A 19,160-nucleotide genomic window follows, 5' to 3' on the forward strand; every position below is an offset into this window, starting at 1 on the left:
GTTTAACCATTCTATCATTGAGAAGTCATTTGACAAGCCGGTTCCCGGAAAAACCAGGCCACGCCCTCCCCATCCACCTCGCAGCGCGCTTCGCCACGCCGCAGCAGGTGGTTGAGGTGGGAAACCGCCTCCCCCGTTGCCATGCGCAGCAGCGTCACGTTGCCGGGGTCGATGGGCCGGGCGAACAGCGCCTCGAAGGTGTCCAGCACCCGCCGCGGCTGCACCAGCGCCTCGCGCAGGGCGTCCAGGGCCTGGTCCGTGGACCGCCGCAGTTGCTCCAGCCGCGCGTGCAGGCCGTAGAAGCATTCGTTGTGGGAAGGCAGCACCAGCACGTCGTCGGGCACCTCGCGGCGCAACCGCGCCAGGGAGGCGTACCAGCCGGCCAGGGGGTCGGCGTCCGGCTCGCGGGGGTAGGTGGACAGGTTCGAGGTGATGCGCGGCAGCACTTGGTCGCCGGATACCAGCAGGCCCAGTTCGGGACAGTGCAGGCAGACGTGCTCCGGTGAATGGCCGGTGCCAACGATCACCCGCCAGCGCTGCTCGCCGATGGTGAACGTGTCGCCTTCCACCAGGCGCCGGTAGTGGTCCGGCAGCGGGTGGAACTGCGCCGCGTAGCGGACCTGGCCACGGGCCTGCTCGGCGATGGCCGAGGGGCTCCATCCGGCGCGGTGGTAGAAGGCCGCTGCCTCCGCCGAGGGTGCGCCGGCCTCGGCCACGGTCAGGCGGCTGCCCTGGTATTCCAGGCGGGACATCCACAGCGCGCAGCCGTGGCGCTCGGCGAACCAGCCGGCCAGGCCGACGTGGTCGGCGTGCAGGTGGGTGACGATCACCCGAGTCGGCGGGCGCCGGTCCGGCCAGTGGGCGAACAGCTCGTCCCAGACCGCCAGGCTGGTGGCGCTGCGCACCCCGGTGTCCACCAGGGTCCAGCCCGGGCCGTCCTCCAGGGCCCACAGGTTGATGTGGTCCAGGGCGTAGGGCAGCGGCATGCGGATCCAGTACACCCCCGGCGCCACCGGCAGCAGGCGGCCACGGGGCGGCGGCGCCGGGAACGGGTAGCGCAGCGACCCTTCGCCGGCACCGCTCACCCGCGTGCCCCGAGCCATTCCAGGAGTACGTTCTTCTGCACCTTGAGCGAGGCGCTGCGGGGGAAGCCGTCGAAGCACTCCACCCGTTCCGGCCAGCTGTAGCGGGCCACGCCCTTGGCTTCCAGGTACAGCCGCAGGTCGTCCAGGGACAACGGTGCGCCGTCGCGGGTGATGACGCAGGCGCAGGCGCGTTCCCCCAGGCGCTCGTCCGGCACCCCCACCACCGCCACGTGCTCGATGCGCGGGTGGCCGTAGAGCACCGCCTCCAGGTCCCCCGGTACGATGGTCACGCCGCCGCGGCGGATCATGTCCTTCTCCCGCGCCACGTAGTGCAGGGTGCCCTGGGCGCCCTGGCGGCCCAGGTCGCCGGTGCGAAAGAAGCCCTCGCGGTCGAGGGCCGCGGCGCTCAGGGCGTCGGCGCCGTAGTAGCCGAGGAAGCGGCTCGGGCCGCGCACCAGAATGTGCCCGACCTGCCCCGCCGGCACGGGCGCGCCGGCATCGTCCACCAGCCGCACCTCGGTACCGGGAAAGGGGTGCCCGTCGCTGCCCAGCAGCGCCTCGTCGTCGTCCCCGGGGGTGCAGCTGGCGAAGCCCAGGCACTCGGACATGCCGTAGGCCGGGAACGGATTGGGGCACAGCCGCTGGCGCACATCGAGTCGCCGGGAACGGCTGAGCCCGCCCATGGCGCAGCGCTGGAAGCAGCCGACGTCGGCGTCGGCCAGCAGCGGCGAGGCCAGTACGTCGTGGACGTGGGTCGGCATCAGCAGGCCGTAGGTCACCCGGTGGCGCTCGATCAGCCGCACCGCGTCGTCGCCGCTCCAGCTGCGCATCAGTACGCTGGTGAGCCCCAGCAGCGGCCCGGCCAGCAGGCCGAAGACGATGCTGCCGACGAAGCCGAACTGGGAGGCCACCAGGCTGACGTCGCCGGCGCCAACGCCGTGCATGCGGGCGCGTTGCTCGATGGCGTAGCGCACGGTGTTGGCGCTGTGCATCACGCCCTTGGGCGCGCCGGTGGTGCCGGAGGAGTACACCAGCAGCGCCAGGGCGTCGGCATCCGTCGGCCGCGGTGGCAACGCGCCCTCCCCGCGCAGGCTCGACCAGGTCAGGCAACCGTCCTCGGCCGGGTAATCGTCGGCCACCACCACCTGGGCCCCGCAGGCGGCCAGCCGTACGCCCTCCAAGGCGGCGGCCACCTCGCGCTCGTCCCCCAGGGCCAGCACCAGCCGGGCCCGGGCGTTGCGGCAGATCACGCCCAGTTGCGCGGCGGAGAACATCGGCGGGACCGGCGCCATCACCGCGCCCAGGCAGGCGCAGGCGAGCAGCGCCAGGGTCGCCGGAATGCCGTTGCGGCCATGGATCAGCACCACGTCGCCGGGCTGCACGCCCTGTTGATGCAGCCCGACGGCCACGGCACGGGCCTCGTCCAGCAGGGCGTCGAAACCCAGGCTCCGTTCGCCGTCGATCAGGGCCGGCCGGCCACCCTGGCGCCGGGCCATGGCCTCCAGGGAGGCCCACAGGTCGTCGTCGCGCCAGTAGCCGTCGCGGTAATAGCGGCGCGACCGTTCCGCCGAATCGGGCGCCGTCGGCAACGGGCCGGCCGGCGACCGGCCGGGGTCATCCGGGGTCATCAGGTTCACGTCATGCACTCCAGGGAAGGGCGCTGCGCGTTCCCGGCGCCACGGGACGCCGGGGCCACTCGCAGGGGATCAGGACACCACGGGCGCGGCCGGCTCGCGGACGATGCCGAACTCCGCCAGCACCTCGTCGGTGTGCTGGCCCAGCACCGGCGGCGGCTGGCACGGGCGGATGGCGGTCTCGGACAGGCGGATGGGGTTGTTGATCAGCTTGAAGCGGCCCGCCACCGGGTGGTCCACCTCCACCACCAGGTCGCGCTGCACGCGGGGGTCCTCGAACACCTCGGGGAAGGTCAGTACCGGCGAGAACATCACCCCGGCCGCCAGCAGCTTCTCGTTCCAGTAGGCCATGGGCTGCCGGGCGAACGCCGCGGCGACGCCGGCGTCGACCCGCTCGCGGTGTTCCAGGCGGCCGTTCTTGGTGGCCAGGCGCGGGTCGTCCAGCAGGTCCGGGGCGTCCAGGGCGGTGGCCAGGGCGCGCCAGAACTTGTCGGTGTGGGCGATGATCATGATGTGGCGGTCGTCCGCCGTGCGGTAGGTGTTGTAGGGGACGATCTGCCAGTGGGCGTTGCCGATCCGCCCGGGGGTCTCGCCGGTGGCGAAGTAGTAGGCGTCCCGCGGGATCATGCTGAAGATGGTGGCGTCCAGCATCGACAGGTCGACGCGCTGGCCGCGGCCAGTCTTGTTGCGCGCCTGCAGCGCCGCCAGCAGGCCGATGGTGGACAGCAGCGGGGTGATCAGGTCGGCGTAGGGCATGCCGGTCTTCAGCGGCCCGGTGCTCTCGTCGCCGGTGAGCTGCATGATGCCGGACATGGCCTGCACCACCGGGTCCATGCCCGGCCGGATCGCGTCGGGTCCGACCCGGCCGAAGGCCGAAGTGGAGCAGTAGATCATCCGCTCGTTGAGGGGCTGCAGGGTCTCGTAGTCGATGCCCAGCTTCTTCGCCACGCCGGGGCGGAAGTTCTCCACCACGATGTCCACCTGGGCCACCAGCCGGTGGGCGATGGCGCGGCCTTCCGGGGTGGTCAGGTCCAGCACCACGCTGCGCTTGTTGCGGTTGAGGGTCATGAAGTAGACGGCGTCGTCGCCGAGGAAGGTCTCGCCGGTCTTGCGCATGGTGTCGCCTTCCGGCGGCTCCACCTTGATCACGTCGGCGCCGAAGTCCGCCAGCAGCATGGTGCCGAACGGTCCGTTCATCATCTGCGTGAAATCCAGGACCCGAAGGCCCTCCAGTGCTCCCGACATAGGTCTCTCCTGCAAAGGCTGAGCGCGTTCTTGTTGTTGTATGGTCATCCGGGTATTCATTGGCCCATTGGATGAACCTTTGAAAAATAATCAGCGTTCGACGAGGCCTTGTCAACCGCTGGCGCAGCGAATGGCGAAGTGGGAAAGGGCGAAGAGGATCAGCCGCGGCGCCGCGGCCGTACGCTCACCAGCCGCCGCAGGTCCAGCTCGCAGAGCCCGACCCCGGCCACGGTGAGCAGGCCGCCCACGGCCAGGTTCCAGGTCAGCGGCTCGTGCAGCAGCGGGATCGCCAGGAACACCGCGATCACCGGCGGCAGCAGGGCGAAGGGGACGATGCGGCTGACCGGATGCAGGTTGAGCAGGCTGTACCAGAGGGTGTACCCCACCACCCCGGCGGCCAGCACGATGTAGCTCACCGCGGCCCACCCGGCCGCATCCGCCTCGCGCACCGCCTGCCACTGGCCATGCTCCACCAGCAGCGAGACCGCCAGCAGTTGCGGCGCGGCGAACAGCGCCATCCAGCCGGTCAGCATCAGCGGGTCGAACGGCCCGAAGTGCTTGATCACGCCGTTGGCCACCGCCCAGCAGGCGGCGCCGATGACGATCAGGCCGATGCCCAGGGGGTCGCTGGCAGTGCCGGGCGCCCCGGCGAGCAGGGCCACGCCGGCGAAGGCCAGGGCGATCCCCGCCACCTGGCGCAGGCCGAGCCGCTCCTTGAACAGCAGCGTGGCCAGCAACGCGCTGAACGGTACGCTGAGCTGGGACAGGATCGCGCCGGTGGCCGCCTCGACCCGGGACAGGCCGGTGAACATCGGCCCGAAGTGCAGGCCGCCAAGGGTGAAGGACACCGCCAGGATGCCCGGCAGCATGGCCCGCGTCGGCACCTTGACGAACGGCAGCATCAGCGCCGCCACGCAGGCGAAGCGCATCGCCGCCATGAAGATCGGCGGGAAGGCCTGGGTGGCCAGTTTCAGGGCGATGAAGTTACCGCCCCAGAGCACGGCGACCAGCAGGGCGAGCAGAACCGAACGGGCAGGCATGGGCGATCTCGCAGGCGGCGGGCCGCGACCCCTCGGCCCCGGCGGAACCACCGCCCGGCAGCCCGGGCGGTGGGTGGCGCGGTGGACGGCGCGGTCAGTCCGGCAGCGCGGCCGCCCGGTCGCTGTCGTGCCGGGCGAGGGCGGCGTCGGCGCTGGCCCGCTCGGCGAGGATCAGGTCGGCCATGCGCTCGGCGACCATCATGGTCGGGAAGTTGATGTTGCCGCTGGGCAGCGTCGGGAAGATCGACGCGTCCACCACCCGCAGACCGGACGTGCCCCGCACGCGGCCGGCGGCATCGGTCACCGCGCCCGGATCGTCGTCGGCGCCCATCCGGCAGGTGCAGCCGGGGTGCCAGACCCCCACGCAGGCGCCGCGGATGAAGGTCCGCAGCAGCTCTTCGTCGGCCAGCACCGCCGCCAGGCTGGGGCCGCCGGCCACCAGCTCGCGCATCAGCAGACGGCGCAGGGGCGCCGGGCCGTCCAGCAGGCCGGCGAGGACCCGGGTCAGCACCCGGTTGCGCCGGCTGAGCATGCCCACCTGGCGCACCTTTTCGCTGTAGCTGGCGGGAAACGCCTCGCTGGTGACCGCCGCCATGGCCGCGCTGGCCTGCAACGCGGCCATGCGGTGGAAGCCGTCCACCAGCCGGTCCAGGTCGCGGGGGTCCGACAGCAGGTTCAGCGCCACCGTCGGCGGCGTGCGCCAGTCAGTCGAGGCCAGGCGCACCTGGCCGCTGTCGGAATAGGGCTTGTTGACGTACATGAGCAGCGTACCCACCTGCTCGCCCACCGCGTGCCAGGAGGTCTTGGTGACCGCCGCGACGAACATGTCGCCCGGCGGCGCGCCGTGCAGGTTCGAGGAGTAGCGCCAGCCCAGCAGGATGTGCCGGCGGGTCGCCTGGTTGACCCGGGCCTCCTTGTGGATGAACGACGCCAGGGCGATGGAGGGGTGCTCCATGAGGTTCTGCCCCACCCCGGGCACGTCCGCCACCACCGCGATGCCGTGCTCCTGCAGGTGTGCGGCCGGGCCGACCCCGGAGCGCATCAGCAGCGCCGGGGAATGCAGCGCACCGGCGCAGACGATCACCTGGCGGGCGCGCACCGTGCGCACCTGCCCGGCCAGCACCACCTCGGCGCCGTAGCAGCGGGGGCCCTCGAACAGCAGCCGCGCCACCGGCGCGTCGGGCCAGATCGTCAGGTTCGGCCGGCGCCGGGTCTCGCCGTCCAGGTAGCCCATGGCCGCGGACACCCGCTGCTCGTTCTGGTTGGAGATGGCGATGGGGAAGTAGCCGTCCTCGAAAACCCCGTTCTGGTCCGGCAGGTAGGGGTAGCCGGCCTGCTCCAAGGCCGCGGCGACGGCGCGGGCGTGGCCCGGCCAGTGCTCGGGAAAGATGCGCCGCACCGGGATGCGGCCTTCCTTGCCGTGCAGCGGCCCGTCGAAATCCAGGTCGCGCTCCACCTTGCGAAAGTACGGCAGCACCGCCTCCCAGTTCCAGCCGCCGGCGCCCCGGGCTTCCCATTCCTCGTAGTCGCCGGGCCCGCCACGGTTGAAGAACTGCCCGTTGATGGAAGAACCACCACCCATCACCTTGGCCTGCTCGTACTTGCGCAGGGGCGGCCGGAACGCGTCCCGGGCCGCCTGGGTGGTGACCTGCAGCTCGCGCCAGAGGAAGCGCGGGTCCAGGTAGGCGGTGCCCGGGTAGCTGTCGAGGATCGCCGCCGGCACTTGCCCGTCCGGGGTGTCGACGCCGGCCTCGCACAGCAGCACGCGGTGGCGCGGGTCGCTGGACAGCCGGTGGGCCAGCACCGAGCCGGCCGAGCCGCCGCCGACGATGAGGTAGTCGTACTCGCTCATGGATTCGCTCATCCCAGGTTGATGGCGACGCTTTTCAGCTCGCAATACAGCTCCAGCGCCTCGCGCCCGCGCTCGCGGCCCCAGCCGGACTGCTTGTAGCCGCCGAAGGGCAGCGCCGGGTCGTTGACCATGTGGGCGTTCACCGACACCGAGCCGGCACGGATGCGCCGGGCGAAGCGGTGGGCCAGGGTCAGGTCACGGGTCCAGATGCCGGCGAACAGGCCGTACTCAGTGTCGTTGGCCAGCCCGGCGAGGCGCTCCAGGTCGTCATCGTCGAAGGGCATGGCGCAGAGCACCGGGCCGAAGATTTCCTCGCGCACCACCCGCAGGTCGGCGCGGGTGTCGGCCAGCACCGTGGGCGCCACGAAATGCCCGTGCTCCGGCAGCACCTGGCGCCCGCCCAGCACCTCGACGCCGCTGGCGCGGCCATCCGCCACGTAGGCCTCGACCCGCTCGCGCTGCGGGCGCGAGATCAGCGGGCCGAGGTCGACCCCCTCCTCCAGGCCGTGGCCCAGGCGCAGGCGTTCGCCGTGGGCGGCGATGTCCGCCAGCACCCGGTCGTAGACCCGCCGGTGCACGTACAGCCGCGACCCGGCGGAGCACACCTGGCCGCTGTTGAAGAAGATCGCGTTGGCGGCGCCGGGGATCGCCGCCTCCAGGTCCGCGTCGGGGAAGATGAATACCGGGGACTTGCCGCCCAGCTCCAGGGTCACCCGCTTGAGGTTGCCCAGGGCCGCCTGGACGATGCGCTTGCCGGTCTGGGTCGAGCCGGTGAAGGCCACCTTGTCCACCCCGGGGTGGGCCGCCAGGGCGGCGCCGGCATCGCCGCCGAAGCCGGTGACGATGTTCACCACCCCCGGCGGGAAGCCCGCCTCGAGGATCAGTTCGCCCAGGCGCAGCGCGTTGAGCGGGGTCTGCTCGGCCGGCTTGAGCACCACCGTGCAGCCGGCCGCCAGGGCCGGGGCGAGTTTCCAGATGGCCATGGACAGCGGGAAATTCCAGGGGATGATCTGCCCCACCACGCCCACCGGCTCGTGGGCGGTGTAGGCGTGCCATTCCCCTGGCATCGACAGCGGCACCGCCTCGCCGGTGAGCTTGGTCGCCCAGCCGGCCATGTAGCGGACCATGTCGGCGGTGCCGGCGATGCCGCGCCGCGCCACCGCCAGGGGCTTGCCGTTGTCCAGGGTCTCCAGTTGCGCCAGTTCGTCGCCGTGCTGTTCGAGGAGTTCGGCCAGGCGCAGTAGTAGCCGGGTCCGCTCGGCCGGGCGGCTGGTGGCCCAAGGGCCAGACTCGAAGGCGCGCCGCGCCGCGGCCACCGCCAGGTCGATGTCGGCCGCGGTGCCCTCGGCGACCCGGGCGATGACCGCGCCGGTGCCCGGGTCCTCCACGTCGAAGCGCCGCTCCGAGCGGGGCTCGACCCACTGGCCGTCGATCAGCAGGCGGTGCGGGCGGGCGAGGAACGCGGTGACGTTGGCGCCGAGCCGGGAATACAGGGTGTGCATGAGGTCCTCCGGGAACGGCCTAGGCCGTGGGGGCGGCCGCCGGCGAAGCGGGCAGCAGCGTCTTCAGATCCAACGTGGCGTCGCGCACCTGGGCGGGGGTGACCCGCGCCCCGCTGCTCAGCAGGCGCCGCGCGGCCATGTGGTCGGTGGGCCGCGCCACGGACTCCACCGCCACCAGCTCGCCGCCGCGGAACCGGTAGGCGGAGAACGCCGGCACGGCCGGATCGCCCCGCACCACCACCTCGTCGGCGCCCGTGGAGAGCCCGGCGATCTGCAGCTTGAGGCCGCCCTGGTCGCTCCAGAACCAGGGCACCGCGTCGTAGGCGGCGGCCTGCCCGGTGAGCCGGCGGGCCACGCAACGGGCCTGGTCCATGGCGTTCTGCACCGACTCGATGCGGCAGAAGCCGAGGGCGAAGCGCGACTCGAAGGCCGCGCAGTCGCCGATGGCGGAGATCGCCGGGTCGTCGGTGCCCAGGTGCGCATCGACGAGAATGCCGTTGGCGGTCCGCAGACCGGCCTGCTCGGCCAGCTCGACATTGGGCTGCACGCCGATGCTGACCACCACCAGGTCCGCCACCAGGCTCTCGCCGGTGGACAGCGTCACCCGGGCGCCGCCGTCGGCCGCCTGCAGCGCGGTCAGCGTGGCGCCCAGGCGGAAGGTCACGCCGAGGCCTTCCTGGTGACGGCGGAAGGCGTCGCTCACCTCGCCGCACACCGCGCGGCCCATCAGCCCCGGTCCGGCTTCCACCACGGTCACCCGGGCGCCCTTCTTGGCCGCCACGGCGGCGAACTCCAGGCCGAGGAAGCCGGCGCCGATCACCACGATGTCGGCGGCACTGGCCAGCCGCTCGCGGATCGCCCGGGCGTCATCGAGGCTCCGCAGGTCCAGGGGCACCGGCCCCGCGGGGTCGAGCCCCGGCAGGGTTCGGTTGCGCGCCCCGGTGGCCAGCACCAGGTGCGCGTAGCCCAGCCGTTCGCCGTCCGCGGTCTCCACCTGGCGGGCGGCGCGGTCGATGCGCGTCACGCGGCTGCCCAGGTGCAGGTCGATGCCGCGCCGGGCGTAGTAGTCGCGGGTCTGGAAGCTCAGCCCGTCGGCCTCGCACTCGCCGTTCATGTAGGCCTTGGACAGGGGCGGCCGCTGGTACGGCAGGTGCGCCTCGTCGCCCACCAGGCGGATGCGCCCGGTATAGCCCTCGTCGCGCAGGAAGCCGGCGAGCTGGAAGGCCGCCTGGCCACTGCCGACGATGATGATGCCTTGGTCCATCTGATCCCCCGGGGGCGGCGCGCCACGGCGCCGCGGCTGCTCACTTGTCGACGTGGATGCACAGGGCCGGGCACAGGCGCGCGGCCTCGCGCACGGCGTCGTGCTCCTCCGGCGGCGGGTTCTCGTCGAGGACGATCACCAGGCCGTCGTCCTCGTTCTGGGCGAACACCTTGGGCGCGGCCATCACGCACAGCCCACCGCCGACGCAGCGGGAGTAGTCCACCGAGAAGAAGCTGCCGCCCTTCTTCTTCGAGGCCCACTTCAGCGGCAGGGACTTGATGCCGTAGACAAAGGCGTCGTGGTTGAAGGTGAGGGACTCCAGGGGCACCGCCAGCTCCAGGGTGGGAAAACGCTGGAACAGCGAGGTGAAGACGATCTGCAGCTCCAGGCGCGCCAACTGCTGGCCCAGGCACTGGTGCGGGCCGTAGCTGAAGGCCACGTGGTGGCGCGCCTCGCGGTGGATGTCGAAACGGTCCGGGTCGGGGAACTGCTCGGGGTCGCGGTTGGCCGCGCTGATCATCGCCAGCACGCCCTCGCCCTTGCGGATCAACTGGCCGCCCACCTCCACGTCTTCCAGGGCGACCCGCGGGCCGTTGTAGTGGACGATGGTGTGGAAGCGCAGCATTTCCTCCACGGCGTTCTTCACCAGGGACGGGTCGGCGATCAGCTCGTCCTTCTGGTCCGGGTGGGTCAGCAGCGACAGGGTGCCCAGGGCGATCATGTTGGCGGTGGTCTCGTGGCCACCCATCAGCAGCAGCTCGATGGTGGCCAGGGCCTCCTCGCGGCTCAGGTGGCCGGGCACCACCTGGTTGACGATCAGCCGGCTGATCAGATCGTCGCGGTTGCCGGGGCTCGCCATCTTCTCGGTGAGCAGCTTGTCCAGGTAGGCGCGCATTTCCTCCCCGGCGCGCAGCGGCACCTCGGGGTCGGCGGTGAGGTCCAGCTTGGCCTGGGCGCGCTCCTGGAAGAAGTCGCGGTCCTCGTAGGGCACCCCCAGCAGGTTGGCGATCACCGTGGTGGGCAGCGCCAGGGCGAATTCCTCGGCGAAGTCCACCGGGCCGCCGTCGTGGCTTTCCAGCTGGTCGAGCAGCTCGTCTACCGTCTTCTGCACGAACGGCCGCATCGCCTCCACCTGGGTCAGCATGAATTCCTTGGTGAGCATGCGGCGGTGCTTGGTGTGCTCCGGCGGGTCCAGGCGGATCAGGGTCTTCGGCCGCTCGTTCATCAGCAGCGCGGCGCGCGCCGGGGCGATGAAGGGGTAGCCGGGGGTCGAGGCATCGGTGGAGAAGCGGTTGTCGCCGAGGACCGCCTTGACGTCGTCGTAGCGGGTCAGCAGCCAGGCCTGGGAGCCGTCGGGCATGGTCACCCGGGTGATGGGCGACTCGGCGCGGGCCTGCGCGTATTCGGGCGGCGGCGAGAACGGGCAGCGCTTCATGGGGAAGGCGGGTGGCGTGGAATCGTTGCGATGCATGGGTGTGTTCTCCCTTGTTTTTATTGGTCTGTCCCACGCGCCGGGCAGGGCCCGGCGCCGCGCGGGGCGCTCAGAAACCGATCACGGTCCGGGTCGCCGTGCCGCTGGCGAGCAGCTCGAAGCCCCGGTTGATGTCATCCAGTCCGATGCGATGGGATATCAGCGAATCCAGGGAGATCCGCCCCTCCATGTACAGGTCCACCAGCCCCGGCAACTGGCTGCGGGTCTTCACGTTGCCGAGGTAGGAGCCCATCAGCCGGCGTCCTTCCAGCAGCGCCCGGGGTCGCAGGGCGATCTCCTGGTCGCCGGGCAGCACGCCGATGGTCACCGTGGTGCCCCAGCCCGGCCGGGTGCATTCCACCGCGTCGCGCAGCACACGCTGGCTGCCGACGCACTCGAAGCTGTAGTCCGCGCCGCCGCCGGTCAGCTCGCGCAGGTGGCCGGGCAGGTCGGCGATCGCCCGGGGGTCGACGAACTGATGCACGCCAGCCCGCTGCGCGGCTTCGCGCTTGGACGGGTTGCTGTCGACCCCGACGATCAGCCGGGCGCCGGCCAGGCGCGCGCCTTCCACCACGTTCAGGCCGATCCCGCCCAGGCCGAACACCACCACGCTGCTGCCGGCTTCCACCCGGGCGGTGTACAGCGCCGCGCCGAGGCCGGTGGCGCCGGCGCACCCCAGGCAGCAGACCACGTCGAGGGGCGCGTCGGGGCGGATCTTCGCCACCCGGGTCTCGCGCACCACGATGTGCTCGGCGAAGGTGCCCAGCTCGCAGAAGCCCTTGAACGCCCGGTCGCCCAGGCGGAACGGACGCTGATCGCCGGGGGCGAAGTATTCGTCGCAGAGGTTGGTACGGGTGCTCAGGCAGGCCGGGCAGCCGCCGCACTCCGGCACGCCCACCGGGATCACGTGATCGCCGGGGGCGACACCGGTAACTTCGGCGCCGCAGGCCAGCACCACCCCGGCGCCTTCGTGGCCGAGCACCAGCGGGTAGTCCACGCCGGTGCGCTCGCCGGTGAGGAAGCTCAGGTCGGAATGGCAGATGCCGGCGGCCTTCATCTCGATCAGCACGTCCCGCGGGCCCGGTGGCGCCAGCTCGACGGTCTCCACCACCACCCGGCCCTCCGGCCCGTAGGCCACCGCTGCCCGGGTGCGCATCAGGGCGCCTCCGCCGGCTCGATCTGGGCGTCGTGCTCGCCGATGGCCGGCGGGCCGAAGCGCGGGGTCAGCAGGCGGTCGTCGAACCGTGCCGGGTAGCGGGCCGCGCGCAGCGTGCCCACCGGCGACTCCAGGGGCGCGAACAGGCGGTTGTGGGCGACCTGGGGGTCGTCCAGGAACTGGTCGAAGTCGAACACCGGCGCCGCCGGCACGTCCAGCTCGGCGAAACGCTGCAGCCAGAACGCGGTGGGCTTCTGCTTCACCACCTCGCCGACCCGGCGGAAGAATTCCTCGGCCATGCGCACCGGGTCGGGCATGCGCTTGAAGTCCTCCTTCCACTCCGGCCGCTCCACGGCATTGAGGGTCTTCGACATCTGCGCGCCGTTGGCCGGGGAGATCACCACGTAGCCGTCGGCGGTCTCCAGCACCTGGGACTGCGGCGGCTTCCAGCCGCTGGTGTCGCCCTCGAAGGTGCGGTGCTGGAACATGTCGGGGAAGTTGAAGTAGCCCATCACATCCAGCATCGGCAGTTGCACGTGGGTACCGCGGCCGGTGCGCTCGCGCTCGTAGAGGGCGGCGAGCACCGCCTGGGCGCCGAACGCGCCGGTGACCTTGTCGACCATGTTGAAGGGGGTCACCGCCGGGATGCCGGCGTTGCGCGCTTCCGCCTGCACCAGGCCGCTGCGGCCCTGGATCAGCGAGTCGAAGGCCGGCGCCGCGGCCAGCGGCCCGCTGTCGCCGAAGCCGGTGATGGACAGGCGGATCAGCCGCGGGTTGAGCGCCGTCAGCACGTCCTGGCCCAGCCCCAGGGAGGCGGCGACCCGCGGCCGCCAGTTCTCCACCAGCACGTCGGCCTTGCGCAGCAGGCGCTTGAGGCGCTCCAGGCCGTCCGCGGTCTTCAGGTCGATGACCACGCTGCGCTTGCCGCGGTTGGCGTTGGTCCAGGACGCGCCGAAGCCGCCGCGAGAATGGCCGAACTTGCGGAAGCCATCGCCGCCCGGCGGCTCGACCTTGATCACGTCGGCGCCCAGGTCCGCCAGCATCAGCGTGGCGAACGGGCCGGTGAGAAAGCTCGAGGTCTCCACCACCGTCACTCCGCTGAGCGGCCGTGCCGCGGTGTCCGCGGTCGCGTCGGAAGTCGCCATGCATCCCCCTTTTCTTGTTGGTGGTCCAAAGAACAGGTTTCTTCTTTGGTACATTGGATGAACCTTTGATAAAAGGTTGATCCTTATGCCGTGCCTTGTCAATACCTCGAACAATGCCCGGTGCGGACGGCGAAAAAACACGTACGCTGAATCAATGGATAAACCAATAACCGGTATACTCCATCGCTGTGGATTCGTTAACCCGTTACTTCATGGAATCTCCCAGGACTCTATTGTGGAAAAGAACTCTCAACGCCCGCGGCCTTCCTACATCCCGGTGCAAACCCGCCGGGCCTTCGAAGAGGTCGCGGAACAGATCCGCGATCAGCTCAGCAATGGATTACTGAAGCCAGGCGACCGCCTGCCGCCCGAACGCGAACTGGCCGAGCAGTTCAACCTCAGCCGCAACACTGTGCGTGAAGCGCTGCGGGCCCTGGAGATGTCGGGGCTGTTGGAATTCCGCAAGGGCGCCACCGGCGGCGCCTTCGTCCGCGAAGGCCAGAGCGATGCGGTGGTGGCCGGCTTCTCCGACCTGTTCCGCCTGGGCGTCATCCGCCCGGCGGACCTGATCGAGGCGCGGATGATCGTCGGCGTCGAGGTCACCCGCCTGGCCTGCGCCCGGGCCAGCGACCAGGACTTCGCGGAGCTGGAGGCCAACCTGGACGCCAGCGAGGCGGCCGAGCGCGACAACGCCGCGGACCAGCGCCTGAAGATCAACCTGGACTTCCACGTGATCCTCGCCCGGGCCGCCAACAACCCGGTGCTGCTGATCCTCATCGACGCCCTGACCGGCATCCACCTGAAGCTGCTGCAGACCATGACCCCGGCCGCCAACGCCAAGGTCATCGCCTCGCGGCGCAAGCTGCTGGGCTACCTGCGGGCGCGCAACGAGGAAAAGGCGGTCACCGAGATGAAGCGCCACCTGGCCGCCCTGGGCCACCACTACATGACCCAGTACGAGGAACGCGAGAAGAGCGCCTGACGGCGCCGGTGCCCGCCGCCTACGACGGGCAAAAAAAAGCGGACCGCGGGGGTGTGGCACCCCGCGGTCCGCAACAGGGGACGCTGCCGTTCAGGCGCCGTTGCCGGTCCCTCGAACGGTATCGATCAGGCCATCGACGTCCGCCGGCAGCGCGTCGCCACGCCAGGCCACCTGGCCATCCGGGCGCACCAGCACCAGGGCGCGCTCGTACAGCGCGGCAGCCTCGGGGTTGTCGATGAGCACCGTGCGGAACGGCACCCCGCGCGCCTCGGCCGCCCGCTGCAGCGGCGCGCCGTCCGGCGCTTCGGCGCCGAAGCGCAACAGCACGAACTCGCGGCCGAACAGGTCGATCAGCGATTCGCCCGGCGCCAGCCAGACGTGGGGCGCCCGGGACCCGGGGCGCGCCGTGGGCGTGTAGGTGGAGACCTCGTCCGGCGGCTGTGGCGTCCCATCCGGCACGACGATGGGCGAGCCCTCGAACATATAGCCCAGGTGGATGCCGATGGAGAACCACTCGCGCTTCATCTGTTCGGTGTAGGCATCGCCGAATTCCACCCGAGCCCGGTCGCCCTCCGGCCCCTCCTGGAAGACCGCCGCCGTGGGCGAGCTGACCCGTGGCGAAAGCATGCGCTTGAGGTTGCCGGTGGCCTCGGCGACGTTGCGCAGCGCCACCGGGCGCATCTCGATCTCGTAGGAGTCCAGCAGCGTACGGCCGCCCCAGCCCTGCAGGTAGCCCGCCAGCTTCCAGGACAGGTTCACCGCGTCCTGGATGCCGGTGTTCATGCCGAAGCCGCCGGTGGGCGAGGTCAGGTGCGCGGCGTCGCCGGCGATGAACACCCGGCGGGTGCCGTAGGACTCGGCCACCAGCTGGCGACGCACCCAGGGCAGCATGGAAAGGATCTCGAAGTCGAACTCGCGGCCCACGGCGCGGACGATGGCCTCGCGCATGTAGGCCTCGTCGTGGGTCAGGCGGTTCTCGTCGCCCACCAGGGAGAAGCGCCACTGGTCGCGGCCGTTGATCGCCACCAGGGTCGCCCAGGTGCCTTCCGGCCCGATGAAGATATAGCGGTAGGCCGGCTCCAGGTCGTGCAACGCCTCCAGGCCGTCGCAGCGGAACACCACGTTGGTGGTGTAGGTGAGCGCCGGCTCGCCGGTCATCTGGATGCCCAGGGACTGGCGCACCTGGCTGGCGCCGCCGTCGGTGCCCACCAGGAATTCCGCCTCCACCTCGCGCTCCTCGCCGCTCAGGGTGTCCCGCAGCCGCGCGCGCACGCCGTCCGCGTGCTCCTCGAAGGACACCAGCTCGGTGTTGTACGCCAGGGTCACTCCCGGGAACTGGCCGGCGAAGCGCCGCAGCACCGGGTCGAAGAAATTCTGCGGGCAGCGTTCGCGCTTCTGCGGGCTCTGGGGCGGGCACTTCTCGTCCTTCGGCGAGGGGAAGCGCTCGCGGCCGAACTCGTAGCCGCTGAGGGTGGTGACCCAGGCGCAGTCCTGGGGGTAGTCGCGGTTGTAGCCGGCGCTCTCGACCCAGGGGACGATGCCCCAGCGCCGGCAGAACTCCATGGTACGGATGCCGACCATGTCCATCTTCGGCTGCAGCACGGCGCCGTCGGTGCGCTCGATGAGCAGGCAGTCCACTCCCCGGAACCCCAGGTCACCGGCCAGGGCCAGGCCGATGGGGCCGGCTCCGATAATCAACACGGGCGTTTTCATCGTCAGTCTCCCTCGGGTCGCGACGGGGTCGCGCCCTGTTTCTTGTAGGCCGCGGCGCGGCTGTGGTGTGTGTGGCGATTCAGGACGCGAGCAGGCGACGGCCGATGATCATCCGGTGGATTTCATTGGTGCCTTCGATGATCTGGTTGACCTTGGCGTCGCGCATCATCCGCTCCACCGGGAACTCCCGGGAGTAGCCGTAGGCGCCGAGCACCTGCACCGCCTCGGTGGTGACGGCCATGGCCATGTCGGTGACGAAGCACTTGGTCATGGACGAGAGCAGGGTCATGCGGCCGTGGTCGCCGGCGTCGATGCTTTCCGTGCAGGTGCGCAGCAGCGCCCGCGCCGCCTCGATCTGGATGGCCATGTCGGCCAGCTTGAACTGCATGCCCTGGAACTGCCCCACCGGCTTGCCGAACTGCACCCGCTCCTGGCTGTAGCGCAGCGCCACGTCCAGCGCGCCCTGGGCCAGGCCCAGGGATTGGGCGGCGATGGTCGGGCGGTTCAGGTCGAGCACCTTCATGCAGGCTTTGAAGCCTTCCCCCTCGCGGCCCAGCAGGCAGTCGGCGGGCACCCGCATGTCCTCGAAGAACAGCTCGTGGCTGGGCGAGCCGTGGCGGCCCATCTTGTGTTCCTGGCGACCGACCCGGAAGCCCGGCGTGCGGGTGTCCACCATGAACGCGCTGATGCCGTCGGAGCCGGGCGCGTCGGAGGTACGGGCGAACAGCAGCAGGAAATGCGCGTTGCCGCCCCAGGTGATCCAGCTCTTCTGGCCGTTGATCACGTAGCTGTCGCCGTCGCGCACGGCGCGGGTGCGCAGGGAGGACACGTCAGACCCGGTCTGCGGCTCGGTGATGCCGATGGCCGACACCAGCCGGCCTTCCGCCGCCAGGGGCAGCCAGCGGCGTTTCTGCTCCTCGCTGCCGTAGTGGAGGATCGGCAGGATGAAGGAGATGGAGTTGTTGCCGCACAGGGTCGAGGCGGCCAGGGAGACCTTGGCGATCTCCTCCTTGGCGATGCACACCGTGGTCAGGTCGCCTCCGGGTCCGCCGTATTCCTCAGGTAGCCACAGTTGCAGCAGGCCCATGTCGCCAAAAACCGGTACCAGTTCGTCGGGAAAGCGGTCGGTGCCTTCCAGGGACGGCACCAGGGGCGCCACGTCCCGCGCCACCATGCGGCGAATCGAGTCGCGCAGCATTTCATGTTCTTCATTCACGGCCATCTCGTGCTCCTGGCGGCGTTCAGTAGCTGGGGAAGGACAGGCCGCCGTTGATGCTCAGGGTCGAGCCGGACACCTGGTCGGACTCGGGGCTGGCCAGGTAGAGGATGTACTCGGCCAGGTCGCGGGCGGTGTTCAGGCGGAACTTCACCTTCTGCTCGGCCTTGGTGAAGGCCTTGACGATCACCTCCTGGGAGCCCTGGTCGCGGGCCGCGAGGAAGCGCTCGTGGGCGGGGGTGTCGGTGGTCAGGGTGGTGGCCACCGCGTTGACCCGGATGCCCAGGCCCGCCAGCTCGGCGGCCAGGGCGCGGGTGAGGAACATGATCGAAGCGCCGGCGGCGCCGATCATGGATTCGCTGGGGGTGGGGATGCGCGCCGCGTCGGTGGTCACCAGGATCACCTTGCCGTAGCCCTGGCCGCGCATGTGCTTCACCGCCGCGTGCAGGGCGTTCAGGCGCGGCATCAGGCGGCTCTGCAGGCAGGCGATACCTTCCTCCGGCGTCATCTCGGCGAACAGCTTGGGCCGCGGCTCGCTGGGGCCGCCGCTGGCCACCACCACGTCCACCTTGCCGAAGCGCTGGTGGGCGGCGGCCACCGCCGCCTCGATGCCGGCGTAGGTCAGCAGGTCGCTGGCGACGAACAGCCGCTCGCCAGGGAATTCGGCGCAGGCCCCGATCAAGGCTTCGGCGGCCTCGCGATCGCGCCCCTGGATCACCACGTGGGCGCCGCTCTGGGCCAGCTTGCGCACGCTCTCGCGGCCGATGCCCTTGGTCCCGCCCAGCACCACCGCGACCGAGCCGGTCATGTCTGCGATCATCCTGCGTCTCCTCTTCGTGTCGTTGGGGGCTGGCGCTTCATTCGGGCTGGGCGTCGCCGTCGTAGTGCTTCTCGCGGGTGTGGGCGGCCTGGGTGGTGCCCTTTTCGCGGCGTTCCTTCATGAAGTTCACCTCGTCCGGCTCGTAGCGGATGTTGGTGCCCAGGGCGTGGCCGATGTAGCCGTGGACGAACTGCGAGGTCATGCCCAGGGAGTCCATGGCCAGGTGGGTGGCGGCCTTGCCGATGGCGATGGCGTCGCGGGGCAGGCGGACGATGCGCTCGGCCCATTCCTCGCCGGCGGCGATCAGCTCGTCCGGCGGTACCGCCTTGTTCACCAGGCCGATCCGCGCCGCCTCCTCGCCGTCCACCACCTCGCCCAGCAGCAGCATCTCCCGGGCCTTGCGCGGCCCCATGGCGAGGATGTTCCAGCTGGTGAGGTAGGCCGCGCCGGCCAGGCCCATCTTCTGTTCCGGGTGGCCGATCTTCGCGTCGCTGGCGGCGATGGCCAGGTCGCTGGCCTCGACGATGTACAGCCCGGCCCCCACGCACCAGCCCTGCACCAGGGCCAGGGTCGGCTTCACGCAATAGAACAGCTGGCGGAATTGCTCCACGTGGCGCTTATCGAAGTGCAGCCGCGCGCGCTGGCTCGGCCGGCGCGCCTTGGGGTCCTTGGAGAAGCCGTACTCCGCGCCGCCCACCTGGGCCAGGTCGTGGCCGGTGGAGAAGTCGCGGCCGTCGCCGCGGAACACGATGACCCGCACGTCGTCGTCGCGCTCGGCGCGGTCGATGTGCTCCATCAGCCGGTCGAACATCTCGTAGGTCAGGGCGTTGCGCTTCTCGTCCCGGCAGAAGGTGATGTAGGCCCGGCCATCGCGGGCTTCGTAGCGCACCAGGTCGCGGAGATCTTGTTCCATGTCGGAATCCTTGTTTTAAGGTTCATTGGATGAACCTTTGAAATAATGAGTAGCCACCTTGGCTTTGTCAAGCCGGGGCGCCTGCGCTTTTCGGGCCGCAAGGCCGAGAAATCACGGCATGC

At 70.6% G+C, this 19,160-nt stretch carries 15 protein-coding genes; 1 reads left to right on the top strand and 14 read right to left on the bottom strand.

Features of this window, described 5'->3' with window-relative positions; all coding sequences use genetic code 11:
- Positions 1-14: 14 nt before the first annotated feature.
- From FM069_RS13520 to FM069_RS13565, 10 genes are all read right to left on the bottom strand, one after another.
- Positions 15-1,103: an MBL fold metallo-hydrolase gene (locus FM069_RS13520; protein WP_143488887.1), complete on the bottom strand. Its 1,089-nt coding sequence runs from the start codon at positions 1,101-1,103 to the stop codon at positions 15-17.
- On the bottom strand, positions 1,082-2,713 hold the full coding sequence (locus tag FM069_RS13525; protein ID WP_233282046.1) for a class I adenylate-forming enzyme family protein: 1,632 nt from the start codon (positions 2,711-2,713) through the stop codon (positions 1,082-1,084). Before FM069_RS13525 ends, FM069_RS13520 begins: the two co-directional genes overlap by 22 nt.
- Positions 2,714-2,791: 78 nt before the next feature.
- Positions 2,792-3,964 (bottom strand): CaiB/BaiF CoA transferase family protein, encoded by a 1,173-nt coding sequence (locus tag FM069_RS13530; RefSeq protein ID WP_143488889.1) that lies wholly within the window; start codon positions 3,962-3,964, stop codon positions 2,792-2,794.
- A gap of 158 nt (positions 3,965-4,122) precedes the next feature.
- On the bottom strand, positions 4,123-5,004 hold the full coding sequence (locus FM069_RS13535) for a DMT family transporter (protein WP_143488890.1): 882 nt from the start codon (positions 5,002-5,004) through the stop codon (positions 4,123-4,125).
- A gap of 94 nt (positions 5,005-5,098) precedes the next feature.
- Positions 5,099-6,856 (bottom strand): GMC family oxidoreductase, encoded by a 1,758-nt coding sequence (locus tag FM069_RS13540; RefSeq protein WP_143488891.1) that lies wholly within the window; start codon positions 6,854-6,856, stop codon positions 5,099-5,101.
- Positions 6,857-6,864: 8 nt separating this feature from the next.
- Positions 6,865-8,358, bottom strand: a complete 1,494-nt coding sequence (locus tag FM069_RS13545; RefSeq protein ID WP_143488892.1) for an aldehyde dehydrogenase family protein — start codon at positions 8,356-8,358, stop codon at positions 6,865-6,867.
- Positions 8,359-8,377: 19 nt separating this feature from the next.
- A complete protein-coding gene (locus FM069_RS13550; protein WP_143488893.1) occupies positions 8,378-9,622 on the bottom strand; it encodes an NAD(P)/FAD-dependent oxidoreductase in 1,245 nt (414 codons plus the stop codon).
- A gap of 40 nt (positions 9,623-9,662) precedes the next feature.
- Positions 9,663-11,093: a cytochrome P450 gene (locus FM069_RS13555; RefSeq protein ID WP_143488894.1), complete on the bottom strand. Its 1,431-nt coding sequence runs from the start codon at positions 11,091-11,093 to the stop codon at positions 9,663-9,665.
- A gap of 70 nt (positions 11,094-11,163) precedes the next feature.
- Positions 11,164-12,249, bottom strand: coding sequence for a zinc-binding dehydrogenase (locus FM069_RS13560; RefSeq protein WP_143488895.1), 1,086 nt, complete (start codon positions 12,247-12,249; stop codon positions 11,164-11,166).
- Positions 12,249-13,394 (bottom strand): CaiB/BaiF CoA transferase family protein, encoded by a 1,146-nt coding sequence (locus FM069_RS13565; protein WP_143488896.1) that lies wholly within the window; start codon positions 13,392-13,394, stop codon positions 12,249-12,251. Before FM069_RS13565 ends, FM069_RS13560 begins: the two co-directional genes overlap by 1 nt.
- 235 nt (positions 13,395-13,629) lie before the next feature.
- Here FM069_RS13565 and FM069_RS13570 point away from each other — a divergent pair, with 235 nt between their 5' ends.
- Positions 13,630-14,376 carry a FadR/GntR family transcriptional regulator gene (locus FM069_RS13570; RefSeq protein WP_178106734.1) on the top strand — a complete coding sequence of 249 codons (747 nt, stop codon included), beginning with the start codon at positions 13,630-13,632 and terminating at the stop codon, positions 14,374-14,376.
- Positions 14,377-14,466: 90 nt separating this feature from the next.
- Here the strand turns inward: FM069_RS13570 and FM069_RS13575 are convergent, their stop codons facing one another.
- The 4 genes from FM069_RS13575 to FM069_RS13590 form a co-directional block, all read right to left on the bottom strand.
- Complete coding sequence (locus tag FM069_RS13575; RefSeq protein ID WP_143488898.1) at positions 14,467-16,089, bottom strand: FAD-dependent oxidoreductase; 1,623 nt, start codon at positions 16,087-16,089, stop codon at positions 14,467-14,469.
- Positions 16,090-16,168: 79 nt separating this feature from the next.
- Complete coding sequence (locus FM069_RS13580) at positions 16,169-17,311, bottom strand: acyl-CoA dehydrogenase family protein (RefSeq protein ID WP_143488899.1); 1,143 nt, start codon at positions 17,309-17,311, stop codon at positions 16,169-16,171.
- 19 nt (positions 17,312-17,330) lie between these two features.
- On the bottom strand, positions 17,331-18,125 hold the full coding sequence (locus tag FM069_RS13585) for an SDR family NAD(P)-dependent oxidoreductase (RefSeq protein ID WP_143488900.1): 795 nt from the start codon (positions 18,123-18,125) through the stop codon (positions 17,331-17,333).
- A gap of 37 nt (positions 18,126-18,162) precedes the next feature.
- Positions 18,163-19,038 (bottom strand): enoyl-CoA hydratase/isomerase family protein, encoded by an 876-nt coding sequence (locus tag FM069_RS13590; protein ID WP_143488901.1) that lies wholly within the window; start codon positions 19,036-19,038, stop codon positions 18,163-18,165.
- Between the last annotated feature and the right edge of the window lie 122 nt (positions 19,039-19,160).

The organism is Pseudomonas mangiferae, from assembly GCF_007109405.1.
In the GTDB taxonomy this organism is placed as follows: domain Bacteria; phylum Pseudomonadota; class Gammaproteobacteria; order Pseudomonadales; family Pseudomonadaceae; genus Pseudomonas_T; species Pseudomonas_T mangiferae.